20 protein-coding genes are annotated in these 18,543 nt (G+C 59.1%); 14 read left to right on the top strand and 6 right to left on the bottom strand.

Annotation, left to right across the window (positions count from 1 at the left end):
* Positions 1 to 36: 36 nt before the first annotated feature.
* The 4 genes from HKK52_RS11830 (at position 37) to HKK52_RS11815 (ending at position 2,792) form a co-directional block, all read left to right on the top strand.
* Positions 37 to 774: a DUF599 domain-containing protein gene (locus HKK52_RS11830; RefSeq protein ID WP_133836535.1), complete on the top strand. Its 738-nt coding sequence runs from the start codon at positions 37 to 39 to the stop codon at positions 772 to 774.
* Positions 774 to 1,175: an MAPEG family protein gene (locus HKK52_RS11825; protein ID WP_169370971.1), complete on the top strand. Its 402-nt coding sequence runs from the start codon at positions 774 to 776 to the stop codon at positions 1,173 to 1,175. The genes HKK52_RS11830 and HKK52_RS11825 overlap by 1 nt, the downstream gene beginning before the upstream one ends.
* Before the next feature lie 79 nt (positions 1,176 to 1,254).
* Positions 1,255 to 2,127: a hypothetical protein gene (locus HKK52_RS11820; RefSeq protein ID WP_237150775.1), complete on the top strand. Its 873-nt coding sequence runs from the start codon at positions 1,255 to 1,257 to the stop codon at positions 2,125 to 2,127.
* A 5-nt stretch (positions 2,128 to 2,132) separates the two neighbouring features.
* On the top strand, positions 2,133 to 2,792 hold the full coding sequence (locus HKK52_RS11815) for a hypothetical protein (RefSeq protein WP_169370970.1): 660 nt from the start codon (positions 2,133 to 2,135) through the stop codon (positions 2,790 to 2,792).
* Positions 2,793 to 2,869: 77 nt separating this feature from the next.
* Here the strand turns inward: HKK52_RS11815 and HKK52_RS11810 are convergent, their stop codons facing one another.
* On the bottom strand, positions 2,870 to 3,127 hold the full coding sequence (locus HKK52_RS11810; RefSeq protein WP_123510564.1) for a hypothetical protein: 258 nt from the start codon (positions 3,125 to 3,127) through the stop codon (positions 2,870 to 2,872).
* A gap of 157 nt (positions 3,128 to 3,284) precedes the next feature.
* Here HKK52_RS11810 and HKK52_RS11805 point away from each other — a divergent pair, with 157 nt between their 5' ends.
* The 4 genes from HKK52_RS11805 to HKK52_RS11790 all read left to right on the top strand — a co-directional run bounded on the left by HKK52_RS11805 (position 3,285) and on the right by HKK52_RS11790 (position 6,986).
* The gene (locus tag HKK52_RS11805) at positions 3,285 to 3,761 is read left to right on the top strand and encodes a PaaI family thioesterase (protein WP_169370969.1); all 477 of its coding nucleotides are present in this window, start codon (positions 3,285 to 3,287) and stop codon (positions 3,759 to 3,761) included.
* A complete protein-coding gene (locus HKK52_RS11800; protein ID WP_169370968.1) occupies positions 3,758 to 4,210 on the top strand; it encodes a PaaI family thioesterase in 453 nt (150 codons plus the stop codon). Before HKK52_RS11805 ends, HKK52_RS11800 begins: the two co-directional genes overlap by 4 nt.
* Positions 4,211 to 4,291: 81 nt before the next feature.
* A complete protein-coding gene (gene htpG, locus HKK52_RS11795; RefSeq protein WP_149656962.1) occupies positions 4,292 to 6,196 on the top strand; it encodes a molecular chaperone HtpG in 1,905 nt (634 codons plus the stop codon).
* 61 nt (positions 6,197 to 6,257) lie between these two features.
* Positions 6,258 to 6,986, top strand: coding sequence for a dienelactone hydrolase family protein (locus HKK52_RS11790; RefSeq protein WP_169370967.1), 729 nt, complete (start codon positions 6,258 to 6,260; stop codon positions 6,984 to 6,986).
* Between the two features lie 109 nt (positions 6,987 to 7,095).
* On the opposite strand, the gene HKK52_RS11785 is transcribed toward HKK52_RS11790, so the two are convergent.
* Both HKK52_RS11785 and HKK52_RS11780 read right to left on the bottom strand, forming a co-directional pair.
* Complete coding sequence (locus HKK52_RS11785) at positions 7,096 to 7,959, bottom strand: pirin family protein (protein WP_169370966.1); 864 nt, start codon at positions 7,957 to 7,959, stop codon at positions 7,096 to 7,098.
* Between the two features lie 61 nt (positions 7,960 to 8,020).
* On the bottom strand, positions 8,021 to 8,437 hold the full coding sequence (locus tag HKK52_RS11780; protein WP_169370965.1) for an OsmC family protein: 417 nt from the start codon (positions 8,435 to 8,437) through the stop codon (positions 8,021 to 8,023).
* 153 nt (positions 8,438 to 8,590) lie between these two features.
* Between HKK52_RS11780 and HKK52_RS11775 the strand changes: the two genes are divergently transcribed.
* Entirely contained in the window at positions 8,591 to 9,610 is a 1,020-nt protein-coding gene (locus tag HKK52_RS11775; RefSeq protein ID WP_442962283.1) for an amidohydrolase family protein, read from the top strand.
* Positions 9,611 to 9,816: 206 nt separating this feature from the next.
* The gene (locus HKK52_RS11770; RefSeq protein WP_169370963.1) at positions 9,817 to 11,442 is read left to right on the top strand and encodes a methyl-accepting chemotaxis protein; all 1,626 of its coding nucleotides are present in this window, start codon (positions 9,817 to 9,819) and stop codon (positions 11,440 to 11,442) included.
* Between the two features lie 187 nt (positions 11,443 to 11,629).
* Here the strand turns inward: HKK52_RS11770 and HKK52_RS11765 are convergent, their stop codons facing one another.
* The 3 genes from HKK52_RS11765 to purM are packed head-to-tail and all read right to left on the bottom strand — an operon-like array spanning position 11,630 to position 14,060.
* Positions 11,630 to 12,343 carry a DUF3108 domain-containing protein gene (locus tag HKK52_RS11765; RefSeq protein WP_169370962.1) on the bottom strand — a complete coding sequence of 238 codons (714 nt, stop codon included), beginning with the start codon at positions 12,341 to 12,343 and terminating at the stop codon, positions 11,630 to 11,632.
* Positions 12,344 to 12,351: 8 nt separating this feature from the next.
* Positions 12,352 to 13,002, bottom strand: a complete 651-nt coding sequence (purN, locus tag HKK52_RS11760) for a phosphoribosylglycinamide formyltransferase (RefSeq protein WP_169370961.1) — start codon at positions 13,000 to 13,002, stop codon at positions 12,352 to 12,354.
* Positions 13,002 to 14,060 (bottom strand): phosphoribosylformylglycinamidine cyclo-ligase, encoded by a 1,059-nt coding sequence (purM, locus tag HKK52_RS11755; RefSeq protein ID WP_133836547.1) that lies wholly within the window; start codon positions 14,058 to 14,060, stop codon positions 13,002 to 13,004. Before purM ends, purN begins: the two co-directional genes overlap by 1 nt.
* Positions 14,061 to 14,440: 380 nt before the next feature.
* Here purM and HKK52_RS11750 point away from each other — a divergent pair, with 380 nt between their 5' ends.
* The 4 genes from HKK52_RS11750 (at position 14,441) to HKK52_RS11735 (ending at position 18,402) form a co-directional block, all read left to right on the top strand.
* Entirely contained in the window at positions 14,441 to 15,502 is a 1,062-nt protein-coding gene (locus HKK52_RS11750) for a DUF2066 domain-containing protein (protein ID WP_169370960.1), read from the top strand.
* Positions 15,503 to 15,540: 38 nt separating this feature from the next.
* Positions 15,541 to 16,614: an AI-2E family transporter gene (locus tag HKK52_RS11745; protein ID WP_169370959.1), complete on the top strand. Its 1,074-nt coding sequence runs from the start codon at positions 15,541 to 15,543 to the stop codon at positions 16,612 to 16,614.
* 230 nt (positions 16,615 to 16,844) lie between these two features.
* Positions 16,845 to 17,549, top strand: coding sequence for a DnaA regulatory inactivator Hda (gene hda / locus HKK52_RS11740; protein ID WP_054049492.1), 705 nt, complete (start codon positions 16,845 to 16,847; stop codon positions 17,547 to 17,549).
* Between the two features lie 214 nt (positions 17,550 to 17,763).
* Positions 17,764 to 18,402: a C40 family peptidase gene (locus HKK52_RS11735; protein ID WP_169370958.1), complete on the top strand. Its 639-nt coding sequence runs from the start codon at positions 17,764 to 17,766 to the stop codon at positions 18,400 to 18,402.
* Positions 18,403 to 18,543 lie beyond the last annotated feature (141 nt).

Genomic DNA, 18,543 nt, shown 5'->3' with positions numbered 1-18,543 from the left:
TCCTACACGTTCTGCCAACGTCTTACAGGGAATTGCATGTCGTTCATCCACGCCAACCTGATCCACCTGCTCGCCGCGCTCTGGTTTGTCATCTGTTGGGGCGGCTACACCCGTTATGCGACGTGGAAGGGCCGCGATACCGCGTGCCTGGCCAGCGTATTGCACCTGTACCGCGAAGACTGGATGCGCCGCATGTTGCTGCGCGATAACCGTATCGCCGATGCCAGCGTGATCGGCAACCTGGAGCGTAACGCCTCGTTCTTCGCCTCCAGCACGCTGATTATCCTGGCGGGCATTCTCACCGTGCTCGGCGCCTCCGAAAGGGCAGTGTCGTTGCTGGCGGATATCCCCATGGTGCAGCAGGCGTCCCAGGGCATGTCGGAGATCAAGTTGCTGTGCCTGGCGCTGGTCTTCGTCTATGCGTTCTTCACCTTCAGTTGGTGCATGCGCCAGTACAACTTCGCGGCAATCCTGGTCGGCTCGGCGCCGATGATCGGTGAGCGGCATGTCTCCGAGCAGGAGCGCAAAGCCTTTGCGGCACGGGCGGCGCGGGTGATTTCGATGGCGGCCAACCAGTTCAACTTCGGCCTGCGCTCGTACTATTTCGGCATGACCATGCTGGCGTGGTTCGTCAGCCCCTGGCTGTTCATGTTGATGAGCGCCGGGGTGGTGCTGGTGTTGTATCGCCGGGAGTTTCATTCCGACGTTCTCGACGTGATGGTCTATACCCCTACAGAGGCGCCATTGCCCGAAGCCAACAAAGAGGCCGCTTGATGAGTATTCCGTTCTGGTGTGTGTTTATCAGCGCATTGCTGATCTACGTGGCCCGCATGCCGGTGGCCAAGGCGATGAAAGAGCAGGGCGGTTACAACAATCACCTGCCGCGCCAGCAACAGGCGCAACTCACCGGTTTCGGTGCTCGCGCGGTGGCGGCTCATCAGAACTGTTTTGAGGCGTTCATCTTGTTTGCAGTGGGCGTGCTGATGGCGCACACCACGCAGACGGCGGGGTGGCTGATCGACTCGCTGGCGATCATCTTCGTGATCACGCGCATCCTCTATTTACTGTGTTATTGGGGCGATCTTGCGTGGCAGCGCAGCCTGGTGTGGCTGGTCGGGCTGGTGTGCTCGCTGTTGCTGATGATCAGCCCGACGTTCAGGACCATTTTGCTCTAGCGCGAAAGGCCGGGGCATATTGCGCAGCTGTGTGATGGCGTTGTAACGTCCGGCTTCGGTTTCTCATGGAAGGCAGTTCTTGAACGGATTTCAAACGTGTCAGCCACCACGCCGCCGACGCGGCTGGTGGGTATGGGCCTTGATGGCGGGCAGTGCGTTAGCGCAGGCCTCGCCATCCGCTGTGCCCGTCGAGCCCAAGCCCGAGGCCAGGCGGTTCGGCGATTTCCTGGTTGTCCCGCCGACATCCTCAGAGAGGCTTGGTGGCTACGGACCGCAGCTGTCTATCAGTTTTCGTTCCCGCAAGTACAGGCCCTTCGGTTCCTGGGAAGTCGGGGGTGTGCGGCCGATCAAGGCGTTGAGCGAAGGTCAGCCCATGCTGTTGGCGGTCACCTCGGGCTATAGCGGCGTCGGTACGCTGCTCATTAGCGTACAAAATGGTGTGCCCTTGTCGCGCCTGTTAAGCCCAATCAACGATCTGAAACATCCCGACTGGGGCGTGCCGCAACCAGGGCGTGAGGAGGTTTTGCTGTTTAGGGAGTCCGGCCGTGCGCTGGATACCAATACCGGCGAAGTGCTGTGGTTTGACACCCGCTACAAGGCCAAGGTCTACAGCTCTGGGGGCACACTGATGTCGGTGTCCCCGGACAATCGGCTGGCGGCGTTCCTGAACTTCAAACAAATATTGGTCGGCGGGCGTGAGGATGGCCTTAACGCTGCCTATCAGTTGCCGGCCGATGCCAACGTCGGCGAACTGGCCGACATTCACCATGCCGCTTACGCCCAGGCAGTTCAGGCACACAAGGACGGCCTGCCAGGCATAGATAACAAGCGTCTGGCCCAGGACATGACGATTGCCTGGTTCGCAACGCGCTTCCACTGGCAGGCCAAAAACGGCTCGTGGGAGTTGGTCGGTCGTGGCCTCGGCCCCGCATTACCTCTTTCCGAGCGCTAAGCCTGATGAAAAACTCACTAACGGGTCGTGGCGTCTTGCTGCTGATCGGTATCGCCGTGTCGCTGGGTGGTTGCGTCAGTCAGGGGAGCGGGCACGACAGGGAATTCCTGTCCGAAAACCTGGACGCAAGCCAGGCGTTGCTGACGTTTGATGTCGCCTTTGCATTGGCTCCGGATTACAAGCCGTCCCAAAGTCAGTTTCATGCCGATGACCGAATCACCTACAGCGGCTTCCCTCATATCGAGGTGCCTTATTTCCAGAAGGGCCTGGATGTCGACATGGGGCTGACCGGGCTTCCCTACATGCTGCCGATTCCCTATCCGGTGCCCAAGGTCGATACCGGGCGCAGCGAGTACAAGGTGTTTGGCCAGCGGCTGGACGAGCAGCACTATCGTTTCGTGGTGCCGAGCAAGTCGATGTGGAACAGCGGCCACACCTTTGCGTTGTTGTTTCAGCGTCGTGAACGGCGGGAAACCATCACCTTTCGCTTCAATACGCAGACGTCCTGCGCCTCGTCATTGAAGGTGATAACGCCGGACTACGGTTATCCATTGTCCGTCAGCGCCAAGTTCAAAAACGAGGTGGGCTGTTTGACCGTGTGTGATGGTCGGCCGGGCTATCCGGGTGATTGTGCCTTTCAGCCGCAGCCAACTAGCGGCGGATAAAGTTGCTGTAACGGTAAATTCCAGGCAAAAGAAAACCCGCACTTGGCGGGTTTTCTTTTATCACGCTAAAAACTGTTTTAGTTTTTAGGTGCTTCGGTAGGAGCGGCCGGAGCGGACTCCTGAGTGGCTGCTTTGTTCGATTCAGCCTGAGCTTTGGCAGCTTCGGCGTTTTCTTTCGCAGCGTCGTTCACTTTATCCTGAGCTTTGTTCATGTCTTGCTGAGCTTGCTCAGCATGTTGGTTAGCATCTTGAGCTTTGTCCTCGGATTTTTTATCGCAAGCAGCGAGACCGAGGGAAGCGGTCAACATCAAGGCAATAGCTAAAGTCTTACGCATGGGGTGTTTCTCCTTATGGAAAATATCTACTGGCCTTTCGAGCACAGCCGTCAGCGATAAGTTCCTCATTTCATACAGATATATAAGTTTAAGTGCGATGGAACTTTTACCTGATAGCCAAATGCGTTCACCCGATACTAAGAAGAGTTCTTATCCAATGGCCGAAAACCCCGTTTTTGAGCGTGCGACGCGATTTTTATCGGCACTGCGACATTGTCAGGTGCTCGGTTTACGAGTTCACAGCGCGAGTACGGACGGACTAACGGTCGTCCTGCCCTACAGCGCGCAAATCGTCGGTAACCCGCAAACCGGCGTCATTCACGGTGGTGCTCTGACGTCGCTGATGGACACCGCTTTAGGCATGTCGACCCTGTGCGTGTTACCGGAATTCGAAGTCTGCCCGACCCTCGACCTGCGCATCGACTACATGCACGCCGCCGAGCCGCACAAGGATGTCTACGGTTTCGCCCAATGCTACCGGGTGACCACCGATGTGATCTTCGCCCGGGGCTTTGCGTATCAGGACGACCCTGAGCAGCCCATCGCTCACGTGGTCGGCACATTCATGCGCATGGGCAAGGGCATCAAGGGCACCAAAGGTTTTGGTGGCGCCATCGCCGGAGCTGCGAAATGACTGACTCGTTCAAGGAACAACTGCAACAGGCCCACGCGCAAGGCGACTACGCCTCGCTGCTGCACCTGATTCCCTATGCCAAATTGATCGGCATCGAATGTTCCCGGGTCGGCGATGAGCTGCTGTTTCGCCTGCCGGCCAACAAGGACAACATCGGTAACCCTTTATTGCCGGCGATCCACGGCGGTGTAATTGCCGGTTTCATGGAGCTTTCGGCGGCGCTGCACCTGCTGATTTTCACTGGCTCGCCGGGTGTGCCGAAGATCATCGACTTCTCCCTCGACTATCTGCGTGCCGGGCAATTTCGCGATACCTGGGCACACTGTCAGGTGTGTCGGCAGGGGCGGCGGGTGGCCAACGTGGCGGTGACAGCCTGGCAAAGCACCGAAGCCGAGCCGATTGCCACCGCCCGAGGCCATTTCAAAATCGAAGAGCCCTTGAAATCCTGAACTCAGCCCCAAACTCTGATGACAACCCGCCGTCGACCCTGAAGGTCACGGCCACTGCCATCTGATTGGAGTTTGATGACCATGAGTGTGGAAACTCAAAAGGAAACCCTGGGCTTCCAGACCGAGGTGAAGCAACTGCTGCACCTCATGATCCATTCGCTGTATTCCAACAAGGAAATTTTCCTTCGCGAGTTGATCTCGAACGCCTCTGACGCTGTCGACAAATTACGTTTCGAAGCCCTGTCCAAGCCTGAGTTGCTGGAAGGTGGCGCCGAACTGAAAATCCGTGTGAGCTTCGACAAGGACGCGAAAACCGTCACCCTCGAAGACAACGGTATCGGCATGAGCCGCGAAGACGCGATCACCCATTTGGGGACGATCGCCAAGTCCGGCACGGCCGATTTCATGAAGCACCTGTCCGGCGATCAGAAGAAAGATTCGCACCTGATCGGTCAGTTCGGTGTGGGTTTCTACTCGGCATTCATCGTTGCCGATAAAGTTGACGTGTTCAGCCGTCGCGCCGGTGCTGCCGCTTCCGAAGGCGTGCATTGGTCGTCCAAAGGCGAGGGTGACTTCGAAGTTGCCACCGTTGAGAAAGCCGAGCGCGGCACCCGTATCGTTCTGCACCTAAAGTCCGGTGAAGACGAGTTCGCTGATGGCTGGCGCCTGCGCAACATCATCAAGAAGTACTCCGACCACATCGCTCTGCCGATCGAGTTGCCGAAAGAAGTGGCCGCCGTTGAAGGCGAAGAGGCTCCGGCCGTTGAATGGGAAACCGTCAACCGCGCCAGCGCCCTGTGGACCCGTCCTCGCACCGAGATCAAGGACGAGGAATACCAGGAGTTCTACAAGCACATCGCTCACGATTTCGAAAACCCGCTGAGCTGGAGCCACAACAAGGTCGAAGGCAAGCTGGAGTACAGCTCGCTGCTCTATGTGCCGACCCGTGCTCCGTTCGACCTGTACCAGCGTGAAGCGCCGAAAGGCCTGAAGCTGTACGTGCAGCGCGTGTTCGTGATGGATCAGGCTGAGTCGTTCCTGCCGCTGTACCTGCGCTTCATCAAAGGTGTGGTCGATTCCAACGATCTGTCGCTGAACGTGTCGCGGGAAATCCTGCAGAAAGACCCGATCATCGATTCGATGAAGTCGGCGCTGACCAAGCGCGTTCTGGACATGCTGGAAAAACTGGCGAAGAACGAGCCTGAGCAATACAAGGGCTTCTGGAAAAACTTCGGCCAGGTCATGAAAGAAGGCCCGGCTGAAGATTTCGCCAACAAAGAGAAAATCGCTGGCCTGCTGCGTTTCGCTTCCACTCAGGGCGAAGAAGGCGAGCAAGTGGTCGGTCTGGCTGACTACCTGGCCCGCGCCAAGGAAGGTCAGGACAAGATCTACTACCTGACCGGCGAAACCTACGCCCAAGTCAAAAACAGCCCGCACCTGGAAGTCTTCCGCAAGAAAGGCATCGAAGTGCTGCTGCTGACCGACCGTATCGACGAGTGGCTGATGAGCTACCTCAGCGACTTCGACGGCAAGAGCTTTGTCGACGTGGCGCGCGGTGACCTGGACCTGGGCAACCTGGACTCGGAAGAGGACAAGAAAGCCGCGGAAGAGGTCGCCAAGTCCAAAGAAGGTCTGGTTGAGCGTCTGAAAACCGCACTGGGCGATTCCGTCGCCGAAGTCCGGGTTTCCCATCGCCTGACCGATTCCCCGGCGATCCTCGCGATCGGCGAGCAGGACCTGGGCATGCAGATGCGTCAGATCCTCGAAGCCAGCGGGCAGAAGGTTCCGGATTCGAAGCCGATCTTCGAATTCAACCCGGCTCACCCGCTGATCGAGAAACTCGACGCCGAACAGAGCGACGAGCGTTTCGGCGACCTGTCGCACATCCTGTTCGATCAGGCGGCCCTGGCGGCTGGCGACAGCTTGAAAGACCCGGCAGCCTACGTGCGCCGTCTCAACAAGCTGTTGGTTGAACTGTCGGTTTAACTGCGTTGTACAAAAACCCGCTTCGGCGGGTTTTTTTATTCTTGCGTCTTGGGAGTTTGAGATGAGCCAAGTCACTGTGCGTTCCGTGGTCTATCAGCTTGATGGCCAGTCTTACGAAAGCCGCCTGGCCTTTGATGCCGATCACAAAGGGCCGCGCCCGGGGCTGTTGATGGCGCCGAACTGGATGGGTATCAGCGCCGGTGCCGAAGAGATCGCCAGGTCGGTGGCCTCCAAGGGCTTTGTGGTGCTGATTGCCGACCTCTATGGCCAGTCGGCGCGTCCGCAGAACGGCGACGAAGCGGGCGCGGCTATGATGCCGCTGAAGAATGACCGTGGTTTATTGCGTCAGCGTATGCAAGCGGCTTTCGAGCAACTGCAAGGGCAGGGCGAAGCGGTGGTTGATACCTCGAAACTGGCGACCTTCGGTTTCTGCTTTGGCGGTTGCTGTGCGCTGGAACTGGCCCGCAGCGGCGCACCAGTGAAAGCGGCGGTATCGTTCCATGGTTCGCTGGATACGCCAAACGTGAACGATGCGAAAAACATCAAGGGTTCGGTTCTGGTGCTGCACGGGGCGTCCGATCCATTGGTGCCGAAAGAGCAACTGCCGGCTTTCGAAGCGGAAATGAACGCGGCGGGCGTGGATTGGCAACTGCTGAGCTATGGCGGCGCGGTGCACTCGTTCACCGACCCGCACGCCAATGTACCGGGCAAGATGATGTATGACGCGAAGACTGCCACCCGGGCGTTTGTGTCAATGCACAATCTGCTGGATGAAGTGTTCAAGGGCTGATGATCGTTCCCACGCGCAGCAAAGGAATGCCTCCAGGGACGCTCCGCGTTCCAATGGGACGCAGAGCGTCCCGGGCTGCATTCCCACGCAGAGCGTGGGAACGATCATGTCAGCGGGGCAGTTCGATCCGCTCGCTTTCCCCCGGCACCGTCGGCCAATCCCCGGCCGCCCAACGCCGGCGAGCTTCATCAATAGCCGCTGGATCGCTCGCCACAAAATTCCAGTTGATCCGCCGCGGCCCGTCCAGCGGCGCACCGCCGAACAACACGGCGTGACAATCGCTCTCGGCAAACAATGTCATCTCTTCCCCGACCGGCAACACCACCAACGCGTGCGGTTCTATCAGCTCGCCATCGAGTTGCACCTCGCCGTCGAGCACATACAGTGCGCGCTCTTCATGCTCGGTGGGGATCAGCAACGTCGTCGCGGTTTGCAGGTTCAGTTCGGCATACAACGTAGGAGAAAGCACCGGCACCGGCGATTCCAGGCAAAAGCCTGACCCGGCGATCATCCGAATCTTCACCCCGAGGTTATCGCTGACCGGCAGCGTGGCGGCCGGGTGATGGCTGTAATGCCCCGGACCCTGCTCATGCTCCTTGGGCGATGCCAGCCAGATCTGCAGGCCGTGCATCGTGAAGTCGCTGTCTTTCAGCGCTTCGGGCGTGCGTTCAACGTGGGCAATCGCGCTGCCCGCAGTCATCCAGCTGACATCTCCAGTGCCTACAACCTGATCGGAACCAAGGCTGTCCTTATGCTGGATTTGCCCCTGGAACAAATAGGTAAGGGTCGACAGACCGATGTGTGGATGTTGTCGGATGTTCATGCCTTTGCCCGGCGGATACCGGGTTTCGAGCATGTGGTCGAAAAACACGAAAGGCCCGACGCTGCGGCATTTGGCTGACGGCAACGGGCGAAGAATCGGTTGGCCTTCGACATCTTCGGCGCGAGGGCGGATCACGAGGGGCGTGTTCATGCTGCATTCCAGGCTGGGCGGGTGATGCGCAGAGCATAACCCGCCGCTGACATCGTGGTGATTACTGGCTGTCGAAGCCTTGTGGGGCGTGGGTTTCGATGGTGACGTCGGTGGTGGTCATCAGTTTATGAATCGGGCAACGATCAGCAACTCGTAGCAGTTCCTCGCGCTGAGCGTCGCTGAGCACACCTTTCAGCGTGAGGGTAACGTGCAGCGCATATTTGCCTTTCTGCTCTTCGCTGTTGTCGCGTTTGACCTCGACACCGACGCCGGTCAGTGGGATATCTTTCTTCTTGGCATACATCTTCAGCGTCAGCGCCTTGCAGGCCCCGAGGGCAGCGTCGAAGTAATCGTGGGGCTCCGGCGCCGAGCCTTCACCACCCGCGGAGACGGGCACATCGGCGAACAGTTCGTGATCATCGATCTGAACAGTGTGACGAAAGCCTTCACTGGAAACGGTATTGACGGTAACAGTCATGGGAAACCTCTTCGGCAGTAGGAAAAGTCATTCGAGCAAAAACGGACCCTGAAGGTATAGAGCATGTGTGCTGTGCTGCGTTCCACTTTGTTGCCGGCTGAACCCTGGTTGGCGCCGTGGGGTCTATGTCGCTAATGCCCCTGGAGAATGCCCGTGCCCCAGACCTGCTTGCGCCTTGCCTGGTTGTTGCTGCTTTGCAGCGCTGTCGCCAACGCCCGCGAATACGCCTACAGCGATGCGCACCTGCATTACGTGGATTTCTTCCAGGAAACGGCGGGAATGCCGACATTGCTCAAGGCGATGGCTGACAACTCCATCGATCATGTGATGATTTCCGGCATCCCGGTGGCCAAGAAATGGCATGAAGACGAACCCAAACGCCCGCGTTATTACGCCGGTGACGACGCCGACGCTTATTGGTATAGCGCGACCGACGTGATCGTTGCTGCTGCGGTGAACAAACTCACGCCCGAGCAACGTCAGCGTTTTCACCCGTTCCTGTCAGGCTTCAACCCCAACGATAAAAACTCCGAGGCGCACATCCAGCGCATGCTCGATCTCAATCCGGGGCTGTGGCAGGGCATCGGCGAAGTCTTTACCCGGCACGATGACCTGACGGCGCTGACCTCTGGTGATACGCCGCGCGCCAACAATGAAGCGATGACGCGCATCTATCACCTCGCCGCCGAGAACGACTTGCCGGTGATGCTGCATTCCAACATCACCTCCAAGCGTGAGAAAAATCCGCTGTACCTCGCGGAAGTCGAAGAGCCGCTGCGTAATCACCCGCACACGCGGTTTATCTGGGCCCACGCCGGCACCAGCGTCGAGATCCATCGGCACCAGACCCAGCTGGATTTCCTGCTGCCGACCCTGACCCGAATGCTCGAGGCCTACCCGAACCTGTTCATCGACCTGTCGTGGAGCATGCTCACGCCCTATCTGCTGGATGAACAGGGCAAGCCTCGGGAGGAATGGCTGAAACTGGTGGAGCGCTTCCCGGAGCGGTTCATGCTGGGCTCCGATGTGGTGGGACGTTTCAACAAGCTCGGTCAGGAAATGCACAGCTTTGATCCGTTTCTCGACGCCTTGCCTGAAGACGTTGCGCGAAAAGTCGCACGGGACAATTTTCTGTCAGTTCTGCCCAGAGAGAAAAAGGGCTTATTGCCCTGAAAAGATCGCATTTCTTGCGTAGGCACTGTCGAAGGCTGCGATCTTTTGACGTTGATTTTCTACGCTGAATCGTTCCCGCCCAAGGATCGAAGTAGTAAGGCGTTTTGATATCACGTTTTGGTCTTACGCAAAATTTCCCTGGGCCGATACCTTCTAAAGCAACCCGCTGCAGGGATATGCAGTGTTTATTGGAAGGAACCAAAGCAATGAGTATCCGAAGTCTCAATATCGCGCCGCGCGCGAGCCTGGGTTTTGGCCTGTTGGCGCTGATGGTGTTCGGTTTGGGGGCGTTCGCCCTGCAGCAAATGTCGAACATGCGGGCGCAATCCGATCAGGTCGATAACAACTGGCTGCCCAGCGTGATGGCTGTCGGGGAGATGAGTCAGGACATGTTGCGGCTACGGGCCTTGACCATGCGCCTGCTGATCAATCGCGATCCCCAGGCGCTGGCGCAGAATGTCGGCAAGCTCAACGAACTCAAAGGCGTTCTCGGTGATGCACAACAACGCTATAACGCGTTGATCGTGCTGCCCGAGGAGCGCTCGCTGTTTGATCGCTTTAAGGCGGCGGAGCAACAGTACCTGCAATTTCAGGGGCAGGTGATGAACCTGTCCAGCCAGGGACGGGTTGAGGAGGCGGCAGTCATCGTCAATGGGGAAATGAGCCCGCTGGCCGATGATATCGCCGTCACCCTCAAATCCCTCGTTGAGTTGAACAAGCAAAACGCCAACTTGGCAACCGAGGCCGCGCGCCTAGTGTTCAGCAGTTCCCGGGTCTGGGTCGGGGTGATGGTTGGGATCGCGGCGCTGATGACTATCGGCCTGGCCCTGCTGCTGACTCGCAGCATCGTCTTGCCCTTGTCCCAATCGTTACGCGTGGCCGAGGTGGTGGCGGGCGGCGATCTGACGGGCGACATCCACATCACCGGCAAGGACGAACCGGCGCGATTGCTCCATGCGCTCAAGAGCATGCAGCAGAGCCTGCGCGAGACCATTCGGCGCATTTCCGACTCGTCCAGCCAATTGGCCTCGGCCTCGGAAGAACTCAGTTGCGTTACCGAAGACGCTACCCGTGGCTTGCATCAGCAGAGTCTGGAAATCGAACAGGCCGCCACGGCGGTCAATCAAATGACGGCGGCGGTGGAAGAAGTGGCGAGTAATGCGGTGGCCACGTCCGAAGCGTCCCGGGAGTCTGACCGAATTGCCCAGCACGGCCGTGAGCAAGTGCATCAGACGGTGCTGTCCATCGAGTCCCTGGCGGACGATGTCACCGCCAATGCGACCCAGGTTGAGGACCTGGCGCAAAAGGTCTATGGCATCAGCAAAGTGCTGGATGTGATTCGCTCGATTGCCGAGCAGACCAATCTGCTGGCCTTGAACGCTGCGATCGAAGCGGCACGTGCCGGCGATGCCGGGCGCGGCTTTGCCGTAGTGGCGGATGAGGTGCGGGCGCTGGCCCACCGGACTCAGCAGTCGACCCAGGAAATCGAGCAGATGATCAGCGGCATCCAGCAGGGCACCGATTCTGCCGTCAGCTCGATGCAACAGAGCAACAGCCGGGCGCGCTCGACCCTGGAAGTGGCGAAGGCCGCGGGCATTGCGTTGGAAGAGATTGCCTCGGCGTTCACCTTGATCAACGAGCGCAACATCGTGATCGCCAGCGCCTCGGAGGAACAGGCGGCAGTGGCGCGGGAGGTGGATCGTAACCTGATGAACATCCGTGACCTGGCGTTACAGACTTCGGCGGGGGCCAATCAGACGAGCGCGGCGAGTCAGGAGTTGTCGCGGTTGGCGGTGGATTTGAACACGATGGTGGCGCGGTTTTCGGTCTGATTGACGATCTTTGATCGTTCCCACGCAGAGCGTTGATCGTTCCCACGCTCCGCGTGGGAATGCCTCTTGTGACGCTCTGCGTCACGCTTTGGAACGCGGAGTGTCCTGGCTGCATTACCACGCAGAGCGTGGGAACGATCAGCAAATAAAAGCCCCGCAATTGCGGGGCTTTTTGTCTCGAACCGGATCAGCTGCCTTTGACAGCCTTGCCGTTAACCGTGCCGTCGAGGAGCATGATGTTGTACTCCTTGCCGTCGGTTTCAACCTGTTGCAGACGGACCAGCAGGTAATCCCAGTCCTTGGCGAACCACATCACGGTGATCCGCTTGCTTTGTGTCGGGTCGCGCACGCGCTCAACCTTGATCGCATCGATCTGGCCAGCCTTGGTGTCGACTTTTTCCGAGCCCAGCACGCGGAAGTCGTAGGTATCGACTTCGCCGTCATCGACGACCTGGTAGCTCATGCTTTTCTTGCCAGCGGCCACGTCGTGTTGCAGGGCCAACTGATAAGTGGATTTGTCGACCATGCCGCGGTTGAGCGGGATCTTGACCGCGTCACCACGATCGGTGCCGGTGACCATTTTGGCGGTCCAGTCGAAGTCTAGGTCAGCCTTCTTGGCTTTGCCCAGGCCACCACGTTCGAAGTGGTAGGACTGAGGCAGCAAGGTGTCCTTGTCCAGGGTCAGGGTGCTTTGTTCGGACAGGCTGGCGATCATCATCGACGCCTTGAAGCTGAGCGTCCAGACACCGTTGGCGCCCTTGACCAGGCTGCGTTCGGCGGTGCCGCTCATGGGCAGCTGTTTCCAGTCGGCGGTGTAGCTGGCGGAGAAGGGTTGAAGGTCTGCGGCCTGCGCGAAGGGCAGGGCGAGCAGAGCGCAAGCGAAGAGCAAGGCGCGACGCATAATATCTCCTAGGTTCGAATCAAGTGGCCGCTGGCCGCGAGTAACTTTTCATCCAGTAAAGCACCTTGCTCGCCGAGGGCTAGACGACCTTCGGCAAACCAGCGTACGGCCATCGGGTAGATCAGGTGTTCCTGAACGTGGACCCGCTGCGCCAGACTCTGCGGCGAATCGTGCAACTCTACCGGTATTACTGCCTGTACGACCAGAGGTCCGCCATCGAGTTCCTCGGTGACGAAGTGCACGGAGCAGCCGTGCTCGGTATCTCCGGCCTCCAGCGCGCGCTGGTGAGTGTGTAACCCTTTGTATTTGGGCAGCAGCGAGGGATGGATATTAAGCAGGCGACCCTGGTAGTGCCGCACGAAACCGGCGCTGAGAATGCGCATGAATCCGGCGAGTACCACGAGTTTGGGATTGAAGGCGTCGATCAGTTCGATCAGCGCGGCGTCGAAGGCCTCGCGGCCCTCGAAAGCCTTGTGATCCAGGGAGCGGGTGTCGATACCCGCGTCCCTGGCGCGTTGCAGGCCGAAGGCGTCGGCGCGGTTGGAAATCACCGCAGCGATGCGGACCGGGCTGTCGCCGGTCCGCGTGCTGTCGATCAAGGCCTGCAAGTTACTGCCGGTGCCGGACAACAGCACCACCACATCACAGGTGACGGACATTAATGAGCCTTGAGGTTCTTCAGTTCAACCTGAGCCGCGCCTTCGGCAGCGGTGGAGATCTGACCGATGACCCAAGGCTGCTCGCCGGCTTCACGCAGGACGTTCAGCGCGGTTTCAACGTGCTCTTGAGCCACGCAGATCACCATGCCGACGCCGCAGTTCAGCACGCGGTGCATTTCGTTTTCGTCGACGTTGCCTTTTTCTTGCAACCAGTCGAACACCGCAGGGCGGGTCCAACTCGCGACGTCAACCACCGCTTGTGCGCCTTTTGGCAGTACGCGCGGGATGTTGTCCAGCAGGCCGCCACCAGTGATGTGGGCCATGGCTTTGACGGCGCCGGTGTCCTTGATCAGCTTGAGCAGCGGCTTCACGTAGATACGGGTCGGGGCCATCAGCAGGTCGGTCAGCGGCTTGCCGTCGAGCTGGATGTTTTCGATGTCGGCACCGGAGACTTCGATGATCTTGCGGATCAGCGAGTAGCCGTTGGAGTGCGGGCCGGAAGATGGCAGGGCGAGCAGGGCATCGCCGGCAGCGACTTTGGAACCGTCGATGATTTCGGATTTTTCCACGACGCCGACGCAGAAGCCGGCCAGGTCGTAGTCTTCGCCTTCGTACATGCCCGGCATTTCAGCGGTTTCGCCGCCGACCAGGGAGCAGCCGGACAATTCACAGCCAGCGCCAATGCCGGTCACGACCTGGGTCGCGGTTTCGACGTTGAGTTTGCCGGTGGCATAGTAGTCGAGGAAGAACAGCGGCTCGGCGCCACACACCACCAGGTCATTGACGCACATGGCGACCAGGTCGATGCCGATGCTGTCGTGCTTGTTCAGGTTCAGCGCCAGGCGCAGCTTGGTGCCGACGCCGTCGGTGCCGGAAACCAGCACGGGCTGCTTGTAGCCGGCCGGGATTTCGCAGAGGGCGCCGAAACCGCCCAGGCCGCCCATGACTTCCGGGCGCGCAGTGCGCTTGGCGACGCTCTTGATGCGTTCGACCAATGCTTCACCGGCGTCGATGTCTACACCGGCGTCCTTGTAGCTCAGGGAGGGTTGCTTGCTCATGATCCAGGCCTTTAGGGGGGATTCAGGGGTAACGACCGAGTCCAGTGGGACCGCCGAAACAAACGAAGGCGAGTGCCTGCGTGAATTCCAGGGTGCCCGGCTGTTGCCGGTCTGCGAAGGCGCGCGATTTTATCAGGCTTGAGAGGCAGCGGCCATCCTCAGGCCGACGGCAGGGGCATATCGGCTGAAAAAAACCATTATTGCTCGCGTGAGTGACGTCTCTCATCGCTGTATAAGGTATCGCCATTACCGTCTATCGTTATGGCAGTGCGAAAAACTTATCGAGGTCGGGTGAATGTTTTGCGCGGGGTGAGGGTCACAGCCTTGCTCCATCCGTTCACGCGGCCAGTTCCAGCCGCTCTTGTCGTCAGGAATCTTCCATGCGTTTTTTTTCTAAATTTATGTTTGCCGGATGTTTGTCACTTGTCACCTTGGTGAGTCATGCCGAACCCGTGAAAAATCTTTATCAGGTCCGCCAGCCGGTCAGTGGCCAGAGCCCGGAGATTCGCGATCAGGCGACCCAGGCGGCGCTGGATACGTTGGTGTTGCGCCTCACTGGCGATCCCAAGTCTGTGCAAAACCCCGGGTTGGCGGCGATCCGCAAGGACCCGCAACAAATCATCAGCCAGTACGGCTTTGATGCCGGGCCGCCGGAAGTGCTGAAGGTCGATTTCGACCCGGCCACCACCGATCAGGCGCTGCGCCGTGCCGGACTGTCGTTGTGGGGCGCGAATCGGCCGTCGATCCTGGGCTGGTGGTTGAACGACTCCACCGAAGGTTCGAGCCTGGTGGGCGATGGCCAGGCCAGCGCTGCGCCCTTGCGGCGTGCGGCGCAACACCGGGGCTTGCCATTGCGCTTGCCACTGGCGGATTTGAGTGAACAGCTGGTGGCCACGGCGCCGAATCTTGAAGGCTCGGATGCAGCCCCATTGCGCGGCGCATCGGACCGTTACAACGCGGACGCCTTGCTGGCGGTGCACGCCCATGAAGACGGCGGCCAGTGGCAGGCCAAGTGGCATTTGTGGCTTGGCGACCAGAAGGAAGCCGGCAGTGTGCAGGGCGCGGACCAGGCTGCCGTGACCGATGCGGTCATGCTGGCGGTGGCTGAGCGTCTGGCGCCACGGTTTGTCGTCAAGGCTGGCGTGTCGAGCGAACAATTGCTCGAAGTGCAGGGCATGAACCTGGAACACTATGCGGCGCTGGGGCGGTTGCTCGATCCTTTCGGCGCGCGTTTGGTCAGCGTCGACGGCGACCATGTTGTTTATCGGGTAAACGGCAGCGTCGAGCAGTTGCGCTCGCAGTTGTCGCTGGCGAAGTTGCAAGAGGTGCCAGCCGGTGAAGCGCCTGCGCCGGTCACACCGGTTGCGCCTGTGGCCGACGGTTCGGCGCCTGTCGCAGCGCCGGCTCCGGCACCGGTGCCGCAACTGCGATTCCGCTGGTAAGGTTTTCTTTCTTTATATAGATGCATAGGGAGTTGTACATGGCCGATACGCGGCGGTGGTTCTGGTTGGGTGGGGTGGTCCTGCTCTGCGCGTTTGTCTGGCTGTTGCATCCGATCCTGACGCCATTCCTGGTGGCGCTGCTGTTGGCCTATCTGTTCGATCCCCTGGTGGATCGCCTGGAGAAGGCCGGTCTGTCACGGACCTGGGGCGTGGTGGCGGTGTTTGCACTGTTCACGTTGATCTTCACCACCTTGCTGCTGGTGTTGGTGCCGATGCTCGCCAAGCAGTTGTTCCGCTTGTACGAACTGGCGCCGCAGATGCTCGACTGGTTGCAGCACACCGCATTGCCGTGGGCGCAATCGAAGTTTGGCCTGTCGGATAACTTCTGGAAGTTCGACAAGCTCAAGGCTGCGATCAGCGAGCACATGGGCCAGACCACCGACATTGTCGGCGTGGTGCTGAGCCAGGCGACTGCTTCCGGGCTGGCGTTGATCGGCTGGTTGGCGAATCTGGTGCTGATCCCGGTAGTAAGTTTTTACCTGCTGCGCGATTGGGACCTGATGATGGCCAAGATCCGCAGCCTGTTGCCCCGTGATCGCGAAGAGCGCGTGGTGACCCTGGCCGGTGAATGCCATGAAGTGCTCGGGGCGTTTGTGCGCGGGCAATTGCTGGTGATGCTGGCACTGGGCGTGATCTATGCCGCGGGCCTGATGTTGCTCGGGCTGGAGCTGGGGCTGTTGATCGGCCTGATTGCCGGTCTGGCGGCGATTGTGCCGTACATGGGCTTTGTGATCGGGATTGGTGCGGCGCTGATCGCCGGGCTGTTCCAGTTCCATGGCGACCTGTATCCGATGCTCGGCATCGTCGCGGTGTTCATGGTCGGGCAAGCGCTGGAAGGCATGGTGCTCACGCCATTGCTGGTCGGCGACCGGATCGGCCTGCACCCGGTGGCAGTGATTTTCGCGATTCTGGCCGGTGGCGAGCTGTTCGGCTTTACCGGCGTGCTGCTGGCGCTGCCAGTGGCGGCGGTGATCATGGTGCTGGTGCGCCATGTGCATGATTTGTATAAAGATTCGGATATGTACAGCGGTGTCGATGAGCCCGAGCTTTAAGCGGGCTTGATCGCTCGTAGCGGGCAGCCTGATTCCCGGCCAGGCTGGCCCGTATCCCCCTAGTCGCTGTCACATGCGCCGCCAAAGAAACGCTCATAAAAGCAGTGCGTTAACGCAAACCTTTGATTTTGCTTGTGGTCTGCCGCATTGTGCGGGCTGCCCCACGGGTATAAACTTCGCAAACTTTACACAGAGGCCACTAACGGTTCCTTTGGAACTGTTCAGTCAGCATGAAACCGATTCAGCTGCCCCTAGGTGTGCGTCTGCGTGATGACGCTACCTTTATCAATTACTACCCAGGCGCCAATGCCGCTGCACTCGGCTATGTCGAGCGGCTATGCGAAGCCGACGCCGGCTGGACCGAAAGCCTGATCTACCTCTGGGGCAAGGACGGGGTAGGGCGCACGCATCTGTTGCAGGCCGCCTGCCTGCGTTTCGAGCAAATGGGTGAACCGGCGGTGTACCTGCCGTTGGCCGAGCTGCTTGATCGCGGGATCGAAATCCTCGACAACCTCGAACAATACGAACTGGTCTGCCTTGATGATCTACAAGCCGTCGCTGGCCGGGCGGATTGGGAAGAGGCGTTGTTCCACTTGTTCAATCGTCTGCGGGACAGCGGTCGGCGTCTGTTGATTGCCGCTTCGACCTCGCCCCGTGAACTGCCGGTGAAGTTGGCGGATCTGAAATCACGCCTGACCCTGGCACTGATCTTCCAGATGCGTCCGCTGTCCGATGAAGACAAATTGCGGGCCTTGCAGTTGCGCGCATCCCGTCGCGGTTTGCACCTGACCGACGAAGTCGGGCATTTCATCCTGACTCGCGGCACCCGCAGCATGAGCGCGCTTTTCGAGCTGCTTGAGCGTCTCGATCAGGCCTCCCTTCAAGCGCAGCGCAAGCTGACCATTCCCTTCCTGAAAGAAACGCTAGGCTGGTAAATCCAGGGCCTGCAGCCGGTTTTGGCATATTCCAGGCGCCAGAAAATTCGCTTTCCTGCAGGGTTGCAGGCTGCGTCAACAGTCAAAATGGGTTTAAGCGCTTAGATGTAAACGAGAAACCGAGAAGTCACATAAAGATCGATTGAATTTGCAAATGAGGTTGATAGCGGGCATAGTCTCGGCTTCTTTACAACTATCAGCCACGGTCGTGCCCATGCTAAATCGCTTCGCACCCCTCGTGCCCCTCGCACTCGTCACCCTGTTGTTCGGTTGCGCTGCTCACTCTCCAGTGTCCCAGCAGGCGTCGCAACAGCAGATTAAGAATTCGGCCACTGCCCAATCTTCCGTTCTTTATCAGGAAGCTCTTAACCAAGAAGAGACAGCCACCGAAAAAGAACTGGCAGACTTCGCCGACGGCAAGTCGTACCAGCTTCCGGTTCTGGCCGACAGCATCCTCGAACGTGGCATGTCCCTGATCGGTACCCGTTACCGTTTCGGCGGTACCTCTGAAGCCGGTTTCGACTGCAGCGGTTTCATCGGCTACCTGTTTCGTGAAGAGGCCGGCATGAACCTGCCGCGTTCCACTCGCGAAATGATCAACGTGGACGCCCCGCTGGTGTCGCGCAACAACCTGAAGCCTGGTGACTTGCTGTTCTTCGCCACCAACGGTCGTCGCGGTCGCGTCAGTCACGCCGGGATCTACCTTGGTGATGACCAGTTCATCCACTCCAGCAGCCGCAAAAGCGGTGGCGTGCGGGTCGATAACCTGGGCGACAGCTACTGGAGCAAGACCTTCATCGAAGCCAAGCGCGCACTCGCGATGGCCCCGACTGTAGTCACTGCTCGCAAGTAAGCACACTTTATGTAAGGCGAACTTAAAGTCTTACTTGAAGTTTGGCGCATAGGCGCTAGAATCCTGATCTATTATTGATGGCAAACCGCCTGCGCCCTGCGCAGGCGGTTTTCTTTTCTGTCCTTCCGACAGAAAAAGCCG

Origin of the sequence: Pseudomonas sp. ADAK2 (genome assembly GCF_012935755.1) — a bacterium.
In the GTDB taxonomy this organism is placed as follows: domain Bacteria; phylum Pseudomonadota; class Gammaproteobacteria; order Pseudomonadales; family Pseudomonadaceae; genus Aquipseudomonas.
Note: the sequence above shows the minus strand (reverse complement) of the source record. Positions and strands in the feature narration are given on the sequence as shown.